This window comes from Paenibacillus sp. J5 (assembly GCF_054955055.1).
Genome location: NZ_JBUEDD010000009.1, coordinates 235,038 through 255,348 on the forward strand (window position 1 = coordinate 235,038; position 20,311 = coordinate 255,348).

The 20,311-nt window shown below is 49.8% G+C and carries 24 protein-coding genes; 17 read left to right on the top strand and 7 right to left on the bottom strand.

The genetic code is table 11. From position 1 onward, the window contains the following. Positions 1-14: 14 nt before the first annotated feature. The 10 genes from ACY1JZ_RS17940 (at position 15) to rpsI (ending at position 4,892) form a co-directional block, all read left to right on the top strand. Entirely contained in the window at positions 15-299 is a 285-nt protein-coding gene (locus tag ACY1JZ_RS17940; protein WP_462630357.1) for a hypothetical protein, read from the top strand. 2 nt (positions 300-301) lie between these two features. Continuing rightward, positions 302-517 (top strand): translation initiation factor IF-1, encoded by a 216-nt coding sequence (gene infA, locus ACY1JZ_RS17945; RefSeq protein ID WP_028559500.1) that lies wholly within the window; start codon positions 302-304, stop codon positions 515-517. Positions 518-559: 42 nt separating this feature from the next. After that, positions 560-673 carry a 50S ribosomal protein L36 gene (rpmJ, locus tag ACY1JZ_RS17950; RefSeq protein ID WP_003333770.1) on the top strand — a complete coding sequence of 38 codons (114 nt, stop codon included), beginning with the start codon at positions 560-562 and terminating at the stop codon, positions 671-673. 24 nt (positions 674-697) lie between these two features. Further along, positions 698-1,066 carry a 30S ribosomal protein S13 gene (rpsM, locus tag ACY1JZ_RS17955; protein WP_270168009.1) on the top strand — a complete coding sequence of 123 codons (369 nt, stop codon included), beginning with the start codon at positions 698-700 and terminating at the stop codon, positions 1,064-1,066. Positions 1,067-1,084: 18 nt separating this feature from the next. Beyond that, complete coding sequence (rpsK, locus tag ACY1JZ_RS17960; protein ID WP_134756119.1) at positions 1,085-1,480, top strand: 30S ribosomal protein S11; 396 nt, start codon at positions 1,085-1,087, stop codon at positions 1,478-1,480. A 128-nt stretch (positions 1,481-1,608) separates the two neighbouring features. After that, a complete protein-coding gene (locus tag ACY1JZ_RS17965) occupies positions 1,609-2,553 on the top strand; it encodes a DNA-directed RNA polymerase subunit alpha (protein WP_028559503.1) in 945 nt (314 codons plus the stop codon). A gap of 22 nt (positions 2,554-2,575) precedes the next feature. Then, positions 2,576-2,941: a 50S ribosomal protein L17 gene (gene rplQ / locus ACY1JZ_RS17970; protein ID WP_270168013.1), complete on the top strand. Its 366-nt coding sequence runs from the start codon at positions 2,576-2,578 to the stop codon at positions 2,939-2,941. A gap of 92 nt (positions 2,942-3,033) precedes the next feature. Continuing rightward, on the top strand, positions 3,034-3,813 hold the full coding sequence (gene truA / locus ACY1JZ_RS17975) for a tRNA pseudouridine(38-40) synthase TruA (RefSeq protein WP_270168015.1): 780 nt from the start codon (positions 3,034-3,036) through the stop codon (positions 3,811-3,813). 229 nt (positions 3,814-4,042) lie between these two features. Beyond that, complete coding sequence (rplM, locus tag ACY1JZ_RS17980) at positions 4,043-4,480, top strand: 50S ribosomal protein L13 (protein ID WP_270168017.1); 438 nt, start codon at positions 4,043-4,045, stop codon at positions 4,478-4,480. A gap of 19 nt (positions 4,481-4,499) precedes the next feature. Continuing rightward, entirely contained in the window at positions 4,500-4,892 is a 393-nt protein-coding gene (rpsI, locus tag ACY1JZ_RS17985) for a 30S ribosomal protein S9 (RefSeq protein ID WP_270168019.1), read from the top strand. Between the two features lie 52 nt (positions 4,893-4,944). Here the strand turns inward: rpsI and ACY1JZ_RS17990 are convergent, their stop codons facing one another. Both ACY1JZ_RS17990 and ACY1JZ_RS17995 read right to left on the bottom strand, forming a co-directional pair. Further along, entirely contained in the window at positions 4,945-5,115 is a 171-nt protein-coding gene (locus ACY1JZ_RS17990) for a hypothetical protein (protein ID WP_462630358.1), read from the bottom strand. Next, positions 5,105-5,914, bottom strand: coding sequence for a tyrosine-type recombinase/integrase (locus tag ACY1JZ_RS17995; RefSeq protein ID WP_462630359.1), 810 nt, complete (start codon positions 5,912-5,914; stop codon positions 5,105-5,107). The genes ACY1JZ_RS17990 and ACY1JZ_RS17995 overlap by 11 nt, the downstream gene beginning before the upstream one ends. On the opposite strand from ACY1JZ_RS17995, the gene ACY1JZ_RS18000 reads away from it, so the two are divergent. The 7 genes from ACY1JZ_RS18000 to ACY1JZ_RS18030 all read left to right on the top strand — a co-directional run bounded on the left by ACY1JZ_RS18000 (position 5,896) and on the right by ACY1JZ_RS18030 (position 12,146). After that, entirely contained in the window at positions 5,896-6,480 is a 585-nt protein-coding gene (locus ACY1JZ_RS18000) for a DnaA ATPase domain-containing protein (RefSeq protein ID WP_462630378.1), read from the top strand. The two genes, ACY1JZ_RS17995 and ACY1JZ_RS18000, sit on opposite strands and share 19 nt — an antisense overlap. Positions 6,481-6,731: 251 nt before the next feature. After that, positions 6,732-7,268 carry a helix-turn-helix domain-containing protein gene (locus ACY1JZ_RS18005; RefSeq protein WP_462630360.1) on the top strand — a complete coding sequence of 179 codons (537 nt, stop codon included), beginning with the start codon at positions 6,732-6,734 and terminating at the stop codon, positions 7,266-7,268. Positions 7,269-8,063: 795 nt separating this feature from the next. After that, positions 8,064-8,717, top strand: a complete 654-nt coding sequence (locus ACY1JZ_RS18010; RefSeq protein WP_462630361.1) for a hypothetical protein — start codon at positions 8,064-8,066, stop codon at positions 8,715-8,717. A 532-nt stretch (positions 8,718-9,249) separates the two neighbouring features. After that, on the top strand, positions 9,250-9,495 hold the full coding sequence (locus ACY1JZ_RS18015) for a hypothetical protein (protein WP_462630362.1): 246 nt from the start codon (positions 9,250-9,252) through the stop codon (positions 9,493-9,495). An 86-nt stretch (positions 9,496-9,581) separates the two neighbouring features. Beyond that, positions 9,582-10,487 carry a hypothetical protein gene (locus tag ACY1JZ_RS18020; protein ID WP_462630363.1) on the top strand — a complete coding sequence of 302 codons (906 nt, stop codon included), beginning with the start codon at positions 9,582-9,584 and terminating at the stop codon, positions 10,485-10,487. 320 nt (positions 10,488-10,807) lie between these two features. Continuing rightward, positions 10,808-11,419, top strand: coding sequence for a hypothetical protein (locus ACY1JZ_RS18025; protein ID WP_462630364.1), 612 nt, complete (start codon positions 10,808-10,810; stop codon positions 11,417-11,419). Between the two features lie 13 nt (positions 11,420-11,432). Then, positions 11,433-12,146, top strand: coding sequence for a stalk domain-containing protein (locus tag ACY1JZ_RS18030; protein WP_462630365.1), 714 nt, complete (start codon positions 11,433-11,435; stop codon positions 12,144-12,146). A 670-nt stretch (positions 12,147-12,816) separates the two neighbouring features. Here the strand turns inward: ACY1JZ_RS18030 and ACY1JZ_RS18035 are convergent. The 5 genes from ACY1JZ_RS18035 to ACY1JZ_RS18055 all read right to left on the bottom strand — a co-directional run bounded on the left by ACY1JZ_RS18035 (position 12,817) and on the right by ACY1JZ_RS18055 (position 20,180). Next, complete coding sequence (locus ACY1JZ_RS18035) at positions 12,817-12,900, bottom strand: putative holin-like toxin (RefSeq protein ID WP_442954941.1); 84 nt, start codon at positions 12,898-12,900, stop codon at positions 12,817-12,819. 523 nt (positions 12,901-13,423) lie between these two features. Then, positions 13,424-16,186, bottom strand: coding sequence for an S-layer homology domain-containing protein (locus ACY1JZ_RS18040; RefSeq protein WP_462630367.1), 2,763 nt, complete (start codon positions 16,184-16,186; stop codon positions 13,424-13,426). Between the two features lie 281 nt (positions 16,187-16,467). Further along, positions 16,468-17,805, bottom strand: coding sequence for a sensor histidine kinase (locus tag ACY1JZ_RS18045; RefSeq protein WP_462630368.1), 1,338 nt, complete (start codon positions 17,803-17,805; stop codon positions 16,468-16,470). Positions 17,806-17,820: 15 nt separating this feature from the next. Beyond that, positions 17,821-18,453, bottom strand: coding sequence for a response regulator (locus ACY1JZ_RS18050; RefSeq protein WP_462630369.1), 633 nt, complete (start codon positions 18,451-18,453; stop codon positions 17,821-17,823). Positions 18,454-18,761: 308 nt separating this feature from the next. Continuing rightward, on the bottom strand, positions 18,762-20,180 hold the full coding sequence (locus ACY1JZ_RS18055; protein WP_270168033.1) for an aspartate ammonia-lyase: 1,419 nt from the start codon (positions 20,178-20,180) through the stop codon (positions 18,762-18,764). Positions 20,181-20,311 lie beyond the last annotated feature (131 nt).

Sequence of the window (20,311 nt, forward strand, 5' to 3'; positions counted from 1 at the left end):
GCGGTGAAGAGCGAATGAGGACAATGCCTCAGATTGGTCAAATCGTAAAGGTATTGCGAGGCAAGGATGGTGGAAGCTATGCGGTTGTCATTGGCGTGTCGGAGCATGACCCTTACGTCTGGATTGCAGACGGCGACAAGCGCCGGTTCGATCAGCCCAAGCGCAAAAATCTTCTCCATCTTGAACTCCAGCCTGAGACGAGCAATGAAGTGGCAAGCAGCATGCAGGAGACCGGTCGAGTTACAAATGGAAAGCTGCGTTATGTGATTCAGAAGTTTGTAGAGCGGAAAGGAGAATGAGTGTGGCTAAAGAAGATGTGATTGAAGTGGAAGGAACGGTTATCGAGCCGTTGCCCAATGCTACGTTCAAGGTGGAACTGGAGAACGGACATCAAATTCTCGCCCATGTATCCGGAAAGCTTAGAATGCATTTTATCCGCATCCTAACAGGAGACAAAGTGGTTATACAGTTGTCGCCTTATGATTTAACAAAAGGTCGTATCACCTATCGGAAGTAGAACGAGCAATTCTGCTGTCGAAGTATTCGGGAGGTAATCACAATGAAGGTAAGACCTTCGGTCAAGCCAATCTGCGAGAAATGCAAAGTCATTCGTCGCAAAGGCAACGTTATGGTGATTTGTGAAAATCCTAAACACAAACAAAAACAAGGATAATATTTAAAGGAGGGATATTGGAATATGGCACGTATAGCTGGTGTAGACTTGCCGCGTGATAAGCGCGTCGAAATTGCCCTGCAGTACATTTTCGGGATTGGCAAAACAACTTCCCAGAAGATCCTTGCAACTACGGGCATCGATGCAAATACCCGCGTTCGCGATTTAACAGAAGACGAAGTAAGCCGTCTGCGTGAAACGATCGATAAAACGGTCAAGGTTGAGGGCGACTTGCGTCGTGAAATTTCGTTAAATATTAAAAGGTTGATTGAGATCGGCTGCTACCGCGGAATCCGTCATCGTCGTGGTCTGCCTGTTCGTGGTCAACGCACGAAAACAAATGCACGCACACGAAAAGGTCCACGTCGGACTGTTGCGAATAAGAAGAAGTAATAAGGGGGGATAACTGAAATGGCAAAACCGAAAAAAGTGGTTCGTACAAAACGTCGTGACCGCAAAAATATTGAATCTGGCGTAGCACACATCCGTTCTACGTTCAACAATACCATCGTTACGATTACCGATCCGCACGGCAACGCGATTTCTTGGGCAAGTGCTGGTAACCTTGGTTTCAAAGGTTCCCGCAAAAGCACGCCGTTTGCAGCGCAAATGGCAGCCGAGTCCGCCGCTAAAGCCGCAATGGAGCACGGTATGAAAGCAGTAGAAGTCATGGTTAAAGGACCAGGTGCTGGCCGCGAGGCTGCAATCCGTTCCCTTCAAGCCGCTGGGCTGGAAGTTAACCTGATTAAAGACGTGACACCGATCCCTCATAACGGATGCCGTCCACCAAAACGTCGTCGCGTATAGTTCTTGTCATCGTGGTATCAAATATCTGCAACTTGTGAATAATGGTTGTAAAGGTGAGGCATACTACATGATTTGACCTATGTACGGTTAAGGAATAGGTAGCGACGTTTGAAGGAGGGTTCAAATTAGTGATTGAGATCGAAAAGCCGAAGATTGAAACCGTAGAGCTGAATGAGGATGGCACGTATGGCCGCTTCGTTGTCGAGCCGCTGGAACGCGGATACGGTACGACGCTCGGAAACTCGCTTCGTCGCATCTTGCTGTCGTCGTTGCCCGGTGCGGCAGTGACGTCAGTACAGATTGACGGAGTGCTCCACGAGTTCTCGACGGTTGCTGGTGTGATCGAGGACGTGACCGAGATCATCCTGAACCTCAAGGGCCTCTCGTTGAAGATACATTCTGACGAAGAGAAAGTGTTGGAGATTGATGCAGAGGGCGAAGGAAACATTACGGCCGGTGACATTCGCGCTGATAGCGATGTCGAGATTCTCAACCCAGATCTTCATATTGCAACGTTAGCTCCTGGTGCGCGGCTTCATATGCGAATCTTCGCGAATCGCGGCCGTGGCTATGTGCAAGCTGACCGCAACAAGCGTGAAGATCAGCCAATCGGTGTCATTCCGGTAGATTCTATCTACACACCGATTACCCGTGTCAACTACAGCATCGAGAATACTCGTGTCGGTCAGGTAACGAACTATGACAAGCTGACGCTTGAAGTATGGACGGACGGCAGTATTCGCCCTGAAGAGGCTGTTAGCTTGGGCGCGAAGATTTTGACTGAGCATCTGGATCTGTTTGTCGGCTTGACCGATGAGGCGAAAGATGCTGAGATTATGGTTGAAAAAGAAGAAGACAAGAAAGAGAAAGTGCTGGAAATGACGATCGAAGAGCTCGATCTTTCCGTGCGTTCTTATAACTGTCTGAAACGTGCAGGCATTAATACCGTGCAAGAGCTGATTACGAAAACGGAAGAAGACATGATGAAGGTCCGGAATTTGGGACGTAAGTCTTTGGAAGAAGTTCAGGAAAAGCTCGAGGAGCTAGGTTTAGGCCTCCGGACGGAAGACTAAGCATAGAAGGAGGGAAAAAACGATGGCATACCAAAAGTTGGGCCGGGATTCCAGTGCGCGTAAAGCATTGTTCCGCGATCTGGTAACTGACCTGTTCCTGTATGAACGCATCCAAACAACAGAAGCAAAAGCGAAAGAGGTTCGCTCGATCGCCGAGAAACTGATCACGCTGGCAAAACGGGGAGATCTTCATGCTCGCCGTCAAGTTGCTGCTTTTGTACGTCGTGAATCCATTAACGGGGAGCAAGATGCAATTCAAAAGCTGTTCTCCGAATTGGCTACCCGTTACTCAGAGCGCGCTGGCGGTTATACGCGCATTCTGAAGCTGGGTCCTCGTCGCGGTGACGCAGCGCCTATGGTTTACCTTGAACTGGTTGACCGTGCGTAATTGACCGTATATCGCTAAGATGTTGAGAAAGGGTGGACCACTGGGGCCACCTTTTTTTAAAATCTATGAAATATACGGAGGAGACGGGCGCCTTGAGAAATATCTGTATGACAGTAAGCTATGACGGCACGGCATATAACGGCTTTCAGATTCAGCCGATCGGGCGAACGATCCAGGGAGAGATTGAGCGGGTTCTGCATGTGCTGACCGGCGAGACGATCAAAATCCATGGCTCCGGTCGCACGGATGCCGGCGTGCATGCGCGTGGTCAAGTGTTTCACTTTCATACGGAGTCGCAGATTCCGGTGGATCGATGGGCGATTGCCCTGAACTCCAGACTGCCGGACGACATTGTGATCCTGTCGGCGGAGGAGAAGCCGCTTGAGTTCCATTCCAGGCGTTCTGCCAAGCGCAAAACGTATCGTTATTCGATCCGCACGGGCAAGCATCCGAACGTATTCACGCGGCACTATGAATTTCATCATTATAGTCTGCTTGATGTTGAGGCGATGCGCGCGGCGCTTGTATGTCTGGAGGGAGAGCATGATTTTACAACCTTCACTTCGATCCACTCTACGAAGCAGAGTCATGTTCGGACGATCTATGAGGCGAAGCTCGTTCAAGAGGGCGATGTGCTCCATACGTATTTCACAGGGAATGGCTTTCTGTATAATATGGTTCGGATTATTATGGGGACACTCATGCGAGTCGGTGAAGGGAAGATCCAGGCTGAAGAGATGCCGCATATTCTGGCTGCTTGCGATCGGAGCAAAGCAGGGCCCAAAGCGATGGCTCATGGGCTGACATTGTGGAGTGTGGAATACAACTCTAGCTTGACTAGTGAAGCGGTAGCTGACAGAGAACTCGGTTGAAATTTCACTTGCTCTTTTGCCGGATATATTGTAAAATGTAACTTGTGCTTTCTTAGTGGCTCTCCCACAGCCCCGACTAAGTTGGCCATTGATTTGAACGACATAACCTTTGAAATAAATGAGTGCTGCTGGGATTCGATGACCAGTAGCTATAATAACGATAATCGAAACAATGAAGCTAGTTGCACAATATATGCGATTTGTTTGAACGAATGAAGGAGGATCATCCATGCGTACCACGTATATGGCCAAGCCTAATGAAGTTGAGCGTAAATGGTACATTATCGATGCGGAAGGCAAAACGCTCGGACGTTTGGCAAGTGAGGCTGCTGCGCTGATTCGCGGCAAGCACAAGCCACAATTCACTCCACATGTGGACACTGGCGACTTCGTAGTCGTTGTCAATGCGGAGAAGATTGTACTGACCGGGAAAAAGCTGCAAAACAAAATGTACTATCGTCATTCCTTGTACTCTGGTGGACTGAAAGTTACCTCGGCACAAGAAATGATCAACAAGAAACCTGAGCGCGTTCTGGAGCAAGCGATTCACGGCATGCTTCCTAAAAACCGCCTGGGCGAGAAAATGAAGCTGAAGCTGAAAGTTTATGCCGGACCGGAACACCCACATCAAGCACAAAACCCAGAAGTGTATGAGCTTCGCGGTTAATTAAAGGGAGGACAGTTTCATGGCACAAGTACAATACTATGGAACAGGTCGTCGTAAACACTCGGTAGCACGTGTACGTCTCGTTCCGGGTGAAGGACGAATTATTATTAACAAACGCGACATCAACGATTATTTCGGCCACGAAACGCTGAAACTGATCGTAAAACAACCGCTGGCTCTGACAGAGACATTGTCCAAATATGATGTTCTCGTTCTGGCTAATGGCGGTGGCACAACTGGTCAAGCTGGCGCAATCCGTCACGGTATCTCCCGTGCATTGCTGAAAGCTGACCCTGAATTCCGTCCTGCACTGAAACGTGCTGGATTCCTGACTCGTGATCCGCGTATGAAAGAACGTAAGAAATACGGTCTTAAAGCGGCTCGTCGCGCGCCACAATTCTCGAAACGTTAATATCCTTGGTACACAAGGGATTACAGCCTCTGGCCTTTATTGGTCGGGGGCTTTAATTTTGTCCGAGCGGAGCGTGCGTATGCCGCAGCCCGTGATTGTTGATCGGGTGGAAGCCGTGCTGCTCAATGATCGCATCAAGCTTGTCATTAGGGTACGCCAGTCGCAGCGCCAATCCATCGGCCCGGCAGAAGATCAACTGGTTCCCCGGCGGTTCAAAGCTCACCAGCGGCTCGCTGGCTGCCTCTCTGCGGAGTTTCTTGAGCAGGGCGACCGTTGGACTTATCCAAGCTGACTGAACGCCTGGAAGCGGCTGTTTTGGAGGTCAGAGCGACCGCCTCCCCGTCTTCATGGAACAATGTTTTGCTGAAGCTGATCGTTTTGTCTTTCAGATCGACGTCACTCCAGCGCAGGGCCAGTATCTCTCCCTTGCGGCCGCCGGTATAGATCATCAGATGGAACATGGCATAGTCTCGCAATGAGCATTCCTTCTTTACGACGGCCAGAAACTTGATGATCTCACCTTTCTCCCAATAATTCCGCTGCTTGTCCGACTGATCGGCAAGGAACTCGTTCTCTTGTTTCGGAATCGTTGTCGCTCTCATCGGATTCCTAGTGATAATCTCCATCCTTACCCCATAGTCGAATACCTGGTTCGCATACATCCGGATGTTGTCCACCGATTTCATTTCTTTTGACAGCTTGTTCACGACTTCCTGACAATAGGCGGTGCTGATGTCTTTGACCTTAAGCGAGCCGAAGTAAGGAAGAATACGCTTTTTGAATTTGCTGAGTACGGCTTTCCTGGTGCTGGGTTTGAAGGTGCTGCAGGTTGTCTCATACCACTGATCATAGAGCTGCTGGAAGGTCAACGTTTTGTCCTCAATGATGAACGTGCCGCTCGCGAGCTCCTGCTCCGTCTTGGCCGCGTCGAGCTGAGCCTCTTTCTTCGTCTTGAACCCCCGTTTGGTTGACTGTTTCTTTTTGCCGCTCTCCGGACTGATCTCTGAATAATACTTGTACAACTAGCGGATGCCGTCTTTGGTCTGGTACTTCTGAAAGCTTCAAGGCCGAAGGCAGACCGGCAGCAGTGCAGGCGGCGCATCAAGCAGCTCAGTCCTATGTATCAGCCTTTGCTGACATACGCGGACAACGACAAAACAGCATTGCGTTGCTTGGCCGCCCTGGTGCTGGTAAGACGCACTTGCTTGTAGCAGCATCGAATGAATTGCTGGATAGTGGGGTCGGGGTGATCTACTTCCTTTGGATGGAAGGGTTCAACGATCTGAAAAGCGATTGGGATGCCGCCAGTGAAAAAGTGTATCGTCTCCAGCAGGTGGATGTGCTGTTCATCGACGATCTGTTCAAGGGGCGAAAGGACACGACATCCTTTCAACTCGAGCAGCTTTTCGGAATCATCAATTTTCGCTATCTGAATCACAAGCCCGTGCTGATCAGCTCAGAACGAACGATAAGCGAGATGTGCGAGATCGATGAGGGGATAGGGAGCCGTATTTACGAGATGTGCAAGAGGTACACCGTGACGCTGCAGGGCGGGTTGAAACTGAATTATCGACTTTCCGAGCCGTAATAACCGGAGAGCTCGGAGGCAGGGGGAACGGCATGATGGACATAGAAACACAAGTTCACGATATTAGGCTATCCAGGCAGGCGGATGAACGGATTGACGGGCTATCGAGATGAACAGTTTAGCGGGCTGGGAGGTGTGGAGCTGCTCATTGTGGAAGCCCGCGCCGTATACACATGACTGAGGTCGCTGCCAGTAAGTGAGGATGACCAGCACAAATACAAAGTCAAAACAAGAACAGGAGCATGGCACCTATGGGAAATCAACCGTTGATGACAATTAGGGCCGCCCGGGTGAACAGCGGCTACTCTGCGGAGGAGGCTGCCGCACTGATCGGGTTGCAGCCGGAGGAGTTGAGGGGGCTCGAGAGGGACAGCACAAACTGCACAGTCGGCCTGTTCGCCGGCCTGTGTCGGCTGTATGGGGTTTCGATCGATCAGATCCATGTCTGGGAGGAAAGAGAGTTTCACCAAAAACAACGAGCGGCGAATAAACGCGAGTATGCCGCCTATGTGCATCTGACCGCATCTGAATTTGCTTCCCTGACCGAGCTCTTTGATGCAGAAGAACGTGATCGCCGATTTCTAGCCTACGCTGCTTGGATCAGTGGGCGGCCAGAGCAAGAACAACTGCAGCGCAGCGCCTATCTGACCATGATGGACTGGCATCAAAAAGAGCAGGTGGATCTGAAGCAAGTGAGCGGTGGCGATTCGGATTATGCCAGAACAAAAAGCGTTTTGGTTCAGGCTTATGAGGAGGCGCTGCAGGCCGAAGTAAGCGGGAGCTACTGAGCTTTGCTGAACGGTACACATCTACAGGCACAATAAAAAATCCCCCGCTATCTTGGCCGGACCGCGGAGGAACCCTACTTGAAATCTCACCGTCTCTATCTTACCACAGGGGAACGAAGAGGGGGATAGAACAACTGGTGATGGAAATACAGAATGTGGATGCGGCAGCCACAAGAAAGCCGTTGAAAAATATTTGATGCAGGCTCGGGAGTACAAGGTGACGGAGTACATCCCCGAGGAGCCCGCGGTAACTGCATCCTACAGTGAGACGCCGCGCAGTTTCACCGGCACAACAAGCGACCAGACGGCCAGCCTGGCTCAACGCAATATAGACGAGCCAGAGCGGCGCAGGAACTTGGGTTTAGTGATCGGAACTATCGGCGCATTAAGTCGGTGGCAATCTACAGGTTGGCTTCAACGCTAGGGCTGCGTGATGATTGAATCATGTCCGCTACGCGTCCGTTTTCTTGATTATGAGCGTGGTATATTAATTGTGTGCCAATTGAGGACATCGCCTCCCCTCATACATGCCGCTCCTTCGGAGGCGAGTGTTATTTTTAAATAAATATATACATTTATTGATTTTAATGGTTGATTTATAACTCTGCTTCTGGTAGGATTTATTTGTTCTTATCTTTGTATAGTATTAAGTAGATGATAAAAATAAGCAAAAAAGTATTGAGGTATGGCCACAGACTAGAAAGAAAGTTCATTATCGATCACCTCGTTTCAATATTTCCTTTAATAAGGATATTATTGATATATTTAAACATATTATAGGAGGTTATTCAAGAGATGAAAGTTCAGAAAAAGTTGCTGGTGATGCTTTGTTTAGTTGTGGTATTGATGTTACCTTCTCAAGCGTATGCACAAACTAGCAATACTAGAGAGGCTGGCTCATTAATTAATGAACAGTCAGTAAGTCAGTATGAAGGACAGTTTAAGACGTACCTAGAAGTTGCAGAGTATTTTGGTATGGAAGCAAAGGAAGTCGAATTCACTGATGAAGATGAAGCTATAGTAGTATCCAGTATTGATGAACTTGCAGCCGTCTTAGACTCTGTCAAGCAAAATATAAATTCCAGCATTAATAGTTTGAATTTGAGTGAAGACTCTCTTGCTGAAGTACAAGCTAATTCGATTGTTTCTTATGAGCAGGTAATTGAAGATAATTATTCTTGGTGGATCAAAGCGTTTGCTGATGTTGTTTTGAGTGGTAATAATATATCTAGTGTGAGTGGTTACTCTGATATTTTTGGTTTTCATTTTGGCATAAGCTACAATCCTAAAACTCCTACATTCAGTATTACAAATGGCACAACTAATAAATCGTTCTCAGGCGTTTTTAAAGGAACGGTGAATATTAATGTAATAATCGAAGGAATTGGCACGGTCTATTCCTATGATGTGTCTGGTACAATGAATCGAAACGTAATCAGTGTTGCTTAGAATTGTTGAAAAAAAAGAGTCACTAACACTTTATATGCTGACCTTGACAAGAATGTGTGTTCGTAAGTATAATGCAATTGTCTCTTCTTTTCTCTCTAGTAACTAAGTACAGATGCTTTTAAAGCACGAGCGCAGCAATGTGCGCACGTTCGTACTCTGTTCTATTGAGTGACAGATCAGGTACACACAACTAGTAGCAGTCTTTGTAGACCCCGACTGAACCGAGAATTGCTTCAGCAAATCGACGTGAAGAAGTGGGTGTGCTGCCGGCAGGCGGTCTTAAAACACCGTCTTTGTTACTTAGTACGTATAACACCCCAGCTCATTCCTTGTCATAAATGCTTGGAATTTGTTGGGTGAAATATAACCATAACTTGAAGCCCCAGAAGCCGATTTAAGGCCTTGGGGCTTTTTGATGTTCAGCAGGAGAAACGAACCGCTAGGAAGGCAGAAAGAGGGTACTGCGTTGCTCAGAATGCGCGTTCGCATCTCTCCCTAGCCAAAACCGACATAACACTAGGAGTGATAGATTTTGGGCATGACGATCAGAGACGAAATGATGAGAGAAGCAGCTGCAAAGACATCATTTTCAGAGCAGGAGCTGCGCAGAATCTTCTATCCGAAGGGCCTGCATTCACCAGCGGCACCTATGTTCACCATATTTATGACTGAGGAGGAGCGGCTCCAGCGCATGCAGGCCATGATTCCGACAGCTAACCCTTGGGAGCGGCGGCTGTATGTCGTTGGAGTGTTCCCGGCAGATCGCCGGAGTGAGTAGCCGGTTGCTGTAATATCCCCTTGACCGATGTCATACGTTGTCGGATACTGGGAAGTGATGGATGAATTCGGTGAGGGGGAACATACATGACTTTTGAAGATAAAAAGTGTTTTATTGTTACTCCGATAGGTAGTGATAATTCGGATATACGAAGAGCCGCGGAAGGGGTTATAGATGCTGTCATAACCCCCACTCTTGTTAAGCTAGGATTTAAATCTGGTAATATTGCAGTTGCACATAGAATGCCTAATCCCGGTTCCATTAATAAACAAGTACTTCAGAGGATACTTGATGATGACTTGGTAATTGTGAACCTAACGGGATTAAATCCTAATGTTATGTATGAATTAGCAGTAAGACATGCTGCTCGGAAGCCTGTCATCCAAATCTGTGAGGTAGAAACTAGATTACCATTTGATATTATTGAGGAGCGCACCATATTCTATACAAACGATATGCTTGGGGCTGTACAGTTAGCTGAGAAGCTATTAACTACGGTTCATAACACACTGCAAGATGTAAACCCTGATAACCCAGTATATAGAGCAGTTGAAGGAAATTTGATCAATGCAGCGCCACTGACTGATAAGGATAAATATATTCTTAATAGGTTAGATACCATTGAGGCAATGATAGGTAATATATCTTCACATTCAGAAATTAAGACTAACAAATTAAAACAGCAAATTCCTGATCACGAAATTAATTTCGAAATGGAATTTGAGTGTTATCAAGACGTAACTTTGAATGAATTAGCTGGTAATATTCGTAATCAGTTAGACTTTTTGCATGGAATAAAGAAGAGTTTTTATGTTGTAAAGACGATAAATGGGAATATTGAGAATCAGGGAATAAATACATTAAGTTTTTCTAAAGGAGATACCGTAATTATTGAATTTAGAATTTTTTCAAATGGAATAAGCCCACTCAATGTATACTTTTTAGAAAATTACATTGATGAAAAATTCAAAATAACTAGAGTTTATGTTTAGAATACACTATTTTTTCTGAATGAAATAGAAGGCCAAGAGGTATGACTCCAACAGAGTGGGAATTTCACAACTGCGGTATAGCCGAACTGCTCTGAATAGATGAAAAAAGGTAGCTGTGTGGAAGCAGCGGAATAAATGGAATGTTGTACAACAGCGAACCAGCTCCGCCGCTGCGTATAATCGAACAGACCGCAGCCAATCAGCTCCTTCTCAGAAGGGGCTTTTTGCTGTGCAAAATAAACTAAACATTGGAGGTGAGGGAGTATGTAGAGCGCGGCCAGCTCGGCAACACGAAGAACATGGAAAGGTAGGGGATGGGGATGACCAGGCACACCGGATTGTTTCCCAAGGCGACGGAGGAAGAGATTGAGCGCACGAAGTTCCTGCTGAAGAAGTACACCAGTATGCGAATGCTTATGAATGACTTCGAGGAGCACGAGCAGGAGATGCAGCAGGCGGCCATTGATGGTGAGGTGGCTCGTCGGATAGATCAGGAGGATCTGCACGCGGACAAGACGGCCAACGCTGCAGTTCTGGCGGAGAAGCAACGCTGGGTGTATGAGCAGTACCGTTTCTATACGGGTCAGATCCAGCGAGCGGTGGAACTGATCGAGGATGAGCATGCCCGCAAGGCGATTGAGTATCGCTACATGCAGAACCATACCTTTAAAGGGACAACTATTTATTTCAGACGATTAATAGGAGATGCAAGCACAGTCAGACGTAAGATCAAAAAGGGAATGGAGTGCATGGCTGACGCACTGAAGCTAATGGGATTCTTCGAAGAGCGGCTAGTCGGTCAGGCAGCTGCGGAGAAGCAATGCCGGGAGCAAGTGCTGAACAATGTGACGGCATTCGCTAAAAGCGTAGGGGCAGAACAGCAGAAAGCAGCGGAAGGACAGGCGTACTATTTCGATCAAACAACAGAGTAGGAGGGAAAACGTTTTGAAAAAGAGCATCATAACACTGGCGCTTGGCATCTTTATCGTGGTGATCATCTCTTATGCGGGGCCTGCGTGGGCAGCGGCGAAGCAGTATATCTTGAACGAGGTTAACTATCCGGTTGTGGTGGACGGTGTGACTTACAAGGACAGCAAGAATCCGATCCTGAACTATAACGGATCGACATACATCCCGCTCGCCAAGATCGGCGACCTGACCGGGGTTCACTACAAGTGGAATGCCGACAAGAAGCAGGTGGAGATCAGCACCGACGCGAAGACGACCAGCAGTAGCAGCACTGATGGACCTGTTGGCCGCAAGAATGACTATCTGAAGCCGGACACTGAGGTCGAGATTGTAGAGCCTAAGGTTAAGGGGTATAACGGCGTGAGTGACGAGGAAGATTTCAACTATCATGCTTCACAATCATTTGATCAGAACTTACCACCATTGCTGAGTGAGGGCTGGGTGTCGCATAGTCTTGTCTATGATGTATTCAATTTCCGTTTCCTGTATGGCGAAGGAGAGAATTACGAGGACACAGTTAAATTTCATAAGAACTACAAGGTGTCATTAGTTTTGGAATTTCCGACCGGATGGTCAAATACAGAAGAGCAGAAAGAAACAACGGTTAACGGTGTCCGTGTGAAAAGATACATGAGCACCAATTACTACAACATATCTGGCCTTGAAAAAGCACTTGGCGTCAAAAAGTGATATATTGAAGGTATACCCTGGATATGGTATGCTTACAATAGAAATAAGGGGCGATTCGCGGTCGCCCCCTGCACAACATTTTGGGTGGGAAACCTCCAAAAAAAGAGTAGGAAATAACCCGTCACCGGCGCGAACCTGGGCGGGCTATTTCCGTTTATTCAGGTAAGTAAGCAGCGCGAGCAAAAACATGCCGAGCATCATCACTTCCGTAAACGAAAATTGCATAGCATCACCTCCGCTCTGGAGGCGATACTTCCCCACCCAAGTCATGTTGTACTGGATTAGTATACCAGAACTTCATATATTGTTCCATAGAGTCGCTCAATACGAGCGGCTTATTTTGTTTTAAAGGAGCGGCGTTCGCGGCTTACTTGCTGGATCGGCGGCGGGACTGGGCGAATCAGTCACAACTCGTCGTTCGGAAACTGAGCGGCCTTTAGCAGATACTGTCCTGCCGTCCGAACAGCGTGTATAAGTTGCGCTCATTGCAAGATGTAGGGCGTATATTGTTCTGAGAAACCGCCCATGATATAATCGATTCAGGAACAGCATACAATGCAAAGGAGTCGTGCTGGAACACGACTCCCGCGCAATAGCCGCTTTTAAGGGCGGTAGGCTTCGACAAAATGGCTACGACAAATAGACCGCATGCCTTTGCAGAGGGGGCGGTCTATTTGTCTTTCTTGAACGACAGCATGGCTACGATCAACAAGCCGAAGGTAAGCATAAGCATGAGTGCTTCAAATACTGTCACGGAGGCATTCCTCCCTTCTAACGAGAGGTAGCCGACCGCCCAATAAGCCTATTCTATTGCCTTGCCATTATAGCACGATTGGAATAGATTGGACAGTCTTCCATAGAGCAGCATGCTCTCAGTTCCGCCATGGCACACCACATGCAGGTTCGCATGAAAACCCTGCTTTGCCGTGACCATACTTTGACCATATCCGCATCAGAACCGACCCGAAATGATCGGGGAGAATGCGGAAAATTTCCTGTATTCATGCGGTAATCTGAGCCTATCAGAGCCTTACATTGAAGAACGTAAGAAATACGGTCTAAAAGCAGCTCGTCGCGCGCCGCAATCTCCAACGTTACAAACGAAAAGCCCGCACAGGCAGGAAATGTTATCTCTGCACAGTACGAGCTTACGTATTAGACGTTTGCGGTTGAATGGTCGCACGCCAACTGGTATACCGACCCATCCAGGCCCGCTAGTTGATAGCGGTGTGAGAGGGGCAGCTACACCTCTTTGGCTAGCCAACCTAATCGTTTGTTCAATCAATGAGCTGAGATTGTTCGAGCAAGCGTTGAACTAGTGTCGCCACCTCTGCCCTTGTAATCAGAGCCTGAGGCTGAAGAAGGCCGCTGTGCCCCTTCACCAGGTCTGCCTTGACGACCGCTGCGGTGTCCTCCCTTGCCCATTCAGCAACACTTGTGCTGTCTGTGAAGGCGCTCAGACTGTCTACAGATACCGTGCCGAGTGAATCGAGCAAGCCGGTGAGCTTCATCGCCTTGGCAACGACCTGCATGGCCTGCTCCCGGGTAACGGCTTCCTCCGGTCGTAACGTTCCATCCTCATAGCCGCTCATCAGCCCGTAGGCGACGGCTGTGCGCAGCGAGTCGGCATCATGTACGTCTGCCACCATATCAACGAATGCTGTATTGCTCGTTACGTAAGGCAATCCGAGTCCCCGTACCATAATTGCAGCAAGCTCTGCTCGGGTCAGAGTAGCATTAGGTTGAAACGGTTGTCCGTCAACGCCCTCGACAACGAGTCTTGCTCCCATATCGTTAACCTCTTTTTTTGCCCAATGATGCTCCATATCCTCAAATGCAAGCGGGTTCCAGATAACAGCTAGTGTACCATTCGTCAGACTGTGGATGACTGCATAGCTTTTCCCGTCGATCTCCTTCACCTGGGTAGGAACATGCTGCAGTGTTCCATCTGCTTTGACCATCACCCCGGTTGTTACTTTTGCTGGATTCACGGTAGCTGGCAACACAATTGCCTGCTCTACATACCCGCTGGGCGCCAATGTAACCTGCTTGCCATCGTGGGACGCTGTAACTGTAAACTCAAGCGGGGCTGCCACGATCGTCAATCCGTTATCGGCAGCAGCTTGCTGTGCCTTCTGCACCTCAGCAGGTGTCGCGTTAGTGATGGCGATCTGAATCGTTAGCCCAGATAGCGATAGAGCAGGTTTCTTGTCAGACTGGTCAGCTATACTGTCCAGCTTGATTTGCCCGCTTGACAGGGTATAGCTGCCCTGAGGCGTCTGGAGTACTAATGACGCATGGAGCTGCTGCATCAGGGCAACCGACTCGCCAGTTAATTCAGCAGCGATAGACGGCGAGTCTGACGATACTGGAATCGTAATGACCGCATTCGCTCCAGCGGCCTCCAGCCGTTGTTGCAACTTAACCGGGTCAACGACTACAGTGGTCCGCTTCAAGCCGTCGATCTCGGTCTCACGAAGTGTTCCGGCGGACTCAGCATTGCCATTAACCAAGACTTCAGCTTGCGTCGCACTGGCAACGGGAGAGGCGGTGGAGGATGACGGATAATACGGATTAGGCGTGAAGAGCAGCTCCACGTGCTTGCCGGTGAATTGATGATCTGTCGCCCCGTATCTTACATGTACCGTCTTGCGTCCATCAAGCCTCGGAGCATTGCTACCATTGAAGCGAATGAAGGCTTCGCCATCTACAGCGAACTCCATCGTTGCATCGAGATCTGTAATCACATTACGGCTGTCATTCGCCGCGACTGTCGGTGCTTCCGGCCGTGGTGGGATCACGAGTAACTGTGCTGCAGAGTCGGAAGTGCTTGTACCGTTGCCGGTTTTAATGATCTCAAGCGTGCTGCCGAGCCATTCCGGTTCAAGCGGTACAGTACCTGAGCCGCCGACGGTTATGGCTTTGCCATTGATCGTATAGAGCCCATCAGGTACCAAACCGGATAGCTGCTCAGCTATGTAATGTATAGCTGCCGATGGCGTCGTCTCAGGAACGACAGGGCGTGGGCGAACGGATTGGGTTACAGTAAAGGATTGGCTCACCATATAGTCGGCAGAGATGGTAACAGTAGCCGTGTAGGTACCGGCAGCCAAGCCCTCCTTAGCCTGCAATGTAAAGCGGGTCGAGCCGTCTTTGTTCAAGGTAATTGCCTCAGGCTGTCCCAGCTCGAATGCGTCGGCATGGGGGCCGCTTAGTGCCACTTGAATATGGTCAAGCGTCTGGGTGCCGGCATTCTGTATGCTTAGCTCCAGCGTCTGCCGGTCTTGCTTCTGATAGCCCTCCTCCAGCTCGGCGGCGTACTGAGCGCCGATGCTGCTCATGGCATAGGAGCCCGTCTGAAGACGAACATCGTCTAGCAGCCCCTTGTAAAAGAACCAGCCGTTGTTGGAAGGGGAATAGGACAGATTATCTGCAACTCCCAACTGGTTGTAGGACATATTCAAATGTTTAACCGGTGCAGTGATCTCGCCAACATACTGATCGTCTATGTAGAGCCGGACGAGATTGGTGCTGACGCTCAGCACAGCCTGATGCCACTCTCCATTATTAACAGCAGAATCAGAGACGATGGTGTGTGTTCCAGAGCCGTCATAGAAGCTGGCTCTTAACTTCCCATCGGTTCCTACATAGAGGAGCGGAATCCACTCCCTTACTCCATTCAGTTCAGAACCGGCTGCCTGGTTCTGATACCCGAGCAAAGCGCCGTTGTCACTTGTCTTGAAGCGCAGGGAGAACGTGAAATCGGTCTGATTGCGGAGTATGTTCATGGGCAGTTCAATATAGGCGGTGCTGCCGTCGAGAACTGCAGCTTTGCCGTTATAGCCCTCGGCGTAGGCGACGCTGCCGCGAATTACACCATGGTTGTCCTTGCCGCTGCTGTCATTCGCATTGTCTTCAAATTCATAAGACGCCAACATATTGGGCGGGGTCTCATCGCTCGCATAGGCGGCATTCGGAGTTTGGCAGAGCAGTGCAATAACTAATCCTGCGCGGCTTAGAAGTTGTGTGGTTTTGTTCAAATCGTGATGACTCCCTTCGACGTACTGGGTACGATACTATACAGATTTAAGTGAAGTATAGCATTCTGGTCGGAGGGGTCGTAACGCCTATATTTTATAGGACTAGGGCGTGTCTGAACACTCTGAACGGAACAGATCTGGCCGAATTTTCGTTCCAGGCAAGGCGCTTTTTCGCAGGCGTACCGGGGGTGCGCCTGCGAAAAAGCAACGCAGCATGGGGCGAAAAGGCGGGGAGAGATGCCCTTGAACGGGTTTTCAGACACGACCTAAATACATAAAACTCATTTGGGCAAATGAATGGTGAAGTTGGAGCCCTCGCCAGGCGTGCTGGAGACGTGCAAGGAGCCATGATGCCGCAAAATGACGTTCCTGCAATAGAACAGCCCCAGTCCATGATGAATTCCCGTGGACTTCGTTGTGTAGAACGGCTCGAACAGGTGAGGGAGCATCTCGGCTGCAATTCCTTCCCCGCTGTCCCGGATGCAGATCATGACCTCATGGTCATTTTCCATGATGCTCGCAGAGATCACTCCGGGCCCTTCGATCGCCTCCATGGCATTCATTACAATATTGTTGAATACCTCTCGCATATGAACCGCATCGACCTCGATTTCGCTAACGGAGGCCATCTCTCTGTCGATCCGAATGTCAGTGCCTGCTGCCCTCTCCAGGGAGTCGAGACATTCGGTCAGGATGCGTGCCACATCCCCTTTTTGACAATCTACCTCAACGATCTGCGAATTGTGATGAATCTTGGTCATCATACTCTGAATATGCTGGATCGAGCCGCTAGCCAGGTCGATTAATCGCTCGACGCCATGCGCTTTAGCTACGCTCTCCGGGGTTCGCTGTTCCTCCTGCAGGTCCAGCTTCGCCTGATGCAGCAAAATATCAATTTTGCCAATTTCGTTTTTGATGGAATGATTGAGCAAGTTAGCACTGCTCTGGACGGCCTGCATGGAGGCATCGGACTTCATCGTCTCTAACCGAATCTTGACTCCCAGCACGCCGCGCTTCACCCCGAAGGCAATAAACAGAGTCATCACGAGAAGTGCAAGGATGTAATTGATCTGGAATAAGTCGATATTGAACACATACAGGATGTAGCTGAGGGCAACACTCAGCATAACAGACAAGGCCAGCAGGCTGGTCAATATCCGATCGCTTCTTCGAGGGGAGGGCTTCTCACGAAGCAAAGCAACAACTAGCAGCGTTGCCCCTACCAGGAGCCAGCCCACGACAAAGCCAACCATCAGCAGCTCGTTGGAGCCTGCATAATTGATGCGTCTGACATCGGCCAGTGGAGTCCCTAACCATACCAGCGCAATCCATAGGAGGCCTGCTGTCAATAGCCATCGTTGAGCCCGCGGGCTCACCAGCTCGGAGTAGAGAATACCGAACATGCCCAGAGAGAGGGCGGTGAGCGCGTCAGCGGTAAAAAACATCGTATTAATCAGTAGGTGCGGCGCATTCGGGTGCTGCTGATCGAGCAGGAAGGCGATAATGTTCAGGCTTCCTGCGTAGAACGAGCAGGCGAACCAGCGCAGGGCACGGTTGCGATAGTTGAGGCGAAGCACGATAGTAGCTAGCAGGACGGCGATGATAAATGTAAACGTCACGAGCGGTGCTCCTTGTTATTTTAGTCCTCTGCTCTTGATTTTGCGTATGACCTCTTTCAGGGAACTGGCCTGAAATTTGCGCAATATGTTGGAAATCTGATTTTTAAGCGTCCCTTCAGACTTGCCCAGTGCCTTCATGATCTGTGCCCGCCCGGCCCCGCCCTCGCTCAAGGCGACAATTTCCTTTTCTGCTGCGGTAAGCCTGTGGTATAGTTCCGCCTCCTTCATCCGCCAAAACTCCCGCATTAAAATGTCCTGGGGCGAATTGGCCTGCACGGACTCACGGATAATGGCTGCGAGCTGCCGAAAGCGGCTTTTGTTAATGAACTGCACCGCTCCCGCTGTGAAAGCGGCCAATACGATCTCTTGGTCGTCGAAGGAGGTAAGGACGATAATTTTGGTGGCAGGATGCAGCCGGGAAAGCTCCAGTGTGGCCTGAATGCCGTCCAGTTGTTCGCCGCCCAGGTTCATGTCCATCAAGATGACATCTGGCTGATATGCAGCACAATAGGAGAGAGCCTCCTCCTTGGTTGCTGCCGTCTGCACCAACTGCATACCTGGCTCCGGCTCTAGCAGCCGCGCCAGCATCTCTCTCCAGACCGGGTCATCCTCGATTAGTAAAATTTGAACGTTAGGTCCATGCGTCATCGTATCAACACCTTTAGATGTAGCGATTCGACAAAAATCAGCAAAACCCTTGTGGCGACATGCCCCAAGAACAAAAAAATCCCCGTCTGCTCTATAAGAGCTTAGGGGATAGGCCGGCAGATAGTGCAACATTCATAAGCTTGCCATCTGACGAGAAGAGGGTTCATACTGCTCAGGCATGAGCAGTCAGCGGAGCACGGAGTTGTGGTGCTCCGCCGTTTCAGTCAGTGGTTCCACCCCCCTCGGGGTGCGACCATGCTATCGCGCGTATTGGGGCGTGTAGATGGCCGCTATCTTGATCGGCTTGGCTACTGTCGATAGAGCAGTTGCTCGCCTGCGATGCCTGGTGTCGTCATCTGGATCGGATCAAGGATGATGCGGATCTCCTCTTCCGTCAGCAACTGTCGCTCGAGGATGAGGTCCTTGATGGTGGCCCCGGTCTTCAGCGCCTCCTTCACCAGTTGTGAGGCCACGTCATAGCCCAGATGAGGGTTGAGTGCAGTGACGACGCCGAAGCTTTCTTCTACGTAGGCTTTGCAGCGCTCCACATTGGCCTCCATGCCCTTCACCGCATATTCTAGGAAGACATCCATCGCATTGCGCATGATGCGCAGCGATTGCAGCAGGTTGAAGGCAATGACGGGCCCCATTACGTTCAGCTCGAACTGGCCAGCCTCGCAGGCCAGACTGATCGTCGCATCGTTGCCGATGACCTGGAACGACGTCTGATTGACAACCTCCGCCATGACCGGGTTCACCTTGCCGGGCATAATGGAGGAGCCAGGCTGACGCGGCGGGAGGAGAATCTCATTCAGACCGACACGAGGGCCGGAGGCCATCATGCGCAGATCGTTGCAGATTTTGGATAGGTTGACGGCACAGATCTTCAAGGCACCGGATAGCGAGGTGTACGCATCCGTATTTTGAGTGGCATCGACCAGATCGCTGGCGGCCTGGATGTCCAGCTTCAACTGGCTCGACAGATGGGCGATGACCTGATTGCGATAGATCGGATTGGCGTTGAGACCGGTGCCGACAGCGGTGGCGCCCATATTGACGGTCAACAGCTCCTGGGATGCGCGGGTGACGCGCTCTATATCGCGACCGAGCACGCGGGCATAGGCGCCGAACTCCTGCCCCAGCCGGATCGGGACAGCATCTTGCAGATGGGTACGTCCCATCTTGATGACCTCATTGAATTGCTGCTCCTTCTGATGGAAGCCCTCCTTCAACTGCTCCATAGACACAAGCAGTCTGCTAGTCAATCTATAGGCTGCGATTCGCAATGCGGTTGGAATTGTGTCGTTGGTCGATTGCGACATATTGACATGATTATTCGGGTTGCAGAGCAGGTAGCTGCCCTTTTCTTTGTCCATCAGCTCCAGCGCGCGGTTTGCCAATACCTCGTTCATATTCATATTAATTGAGGTCCCGGCGCCCCCCTGGATAGAATCGACGATGAATTGCTCACGCAGCTTGCCCTCAGCTACCTCTTCGGCAGCCTGTACGATAACCTCTGCTAGCTGGCGCCGCAGCAGCTTGGCGTCCATATTGGCCAGAGCCGCAGCCTTCTTCACTTCGGCCAGTGCCAGTATAAGCTCGGGATCGACGGGGATGCCTGTTATAGGAAAATTCTCGACGGCTCGTAGTGTTTGTATGCCATAATAGCTGTCTGTGGGAACTTCTTTCTCTCCTAATGAATCCTTCTCCATCCGATAAGACATCATGACTCATCTCCCTGTTTGGTATTCCATACCCTTCCATTCCTCTTCATTATACATGGACAATGGTACGTAATGTCTCCCGAATTCATAAAAATATCCGTCCGCGCTGCTTTTTAGCGAGCGTTGTCTCCTGA